The sequence below is a fragment of the Bradyrhizobium oropedii genome (assembly GCF_020889685.1).
GTDB classification, from domain to species: domain Bacteria; phylum Pseudomonadota; class Alphaproteobacteria; order Rhizobiales; family Xanthobacteraceae; genus Bradyrhizobium; species Bradyrhizobium oropedii.
In genome coordinates, this window is sequence record NZ_JACMYO010000490.1 from 1 (window position 1) to 587 (window position 587).

General features: G+C 56.2%; 1 protein-coding gene. It reads right to left on the bottom strand.

All coding sequences use genetic code 11. The features are described from left to right. Positions 1-587: PAS domain-containing protein (locus H8A95_RS43440; RefSeq protein WP_229188507.1), on the bottom strand; the 587-nt coding region annotated here is incomplete at both ends.

Sequence of the window (587 nt, forward strand, 5' to 3'; positions counted from 1 at the left end):
CTTCACTGCGGCGTAGCTGTTGTTCTGCTTGCTTTGTGGCCGTGACATCCGTCGCCGCCCCGACAAACTCGATGTCACCAGAGGCGGTTGTCCTGGCTCGCGCCTGCGCATGGATGTGCTTCACCGAGCCGTCCGGTAGCAGCACTCGGTATTCATGCTCGAACTCCTTGGGCTCTTGCATCGCTCGATCTATCGTCTCTTGGACGGAAGCCCTATCTTCAGGATGGGTGCGTTCAACGACGAGTTGCGGACTCGGTGTCGTCTCCGGATCCAATTGGAAGATTTGAAATAGCTCCTTTGACCAAAAAACCTCGCCGGTGGCCACGTTCCAGCCGAAGCTGCCTGTGTGGCTCAACTCCTGGGCTTGAGCCAAATGAGCTTCGCTGCGCTGCAAGGCAAGTTCCGTCCGCCTTTTTGCGGTGATATCTTCACAGGCTATGAGGACAATTGGCTCGTCATCGGCCCAAACCATGGCTTTGGCATTTTCACGTACCCACAGGACCGAACCGTCTTTCCTGACTTTCCGTGCGTCCCAGGTTTGCGATTGACCGATATCTTCAAGGCAAGTGCGAAGGCATTTGCGAGCG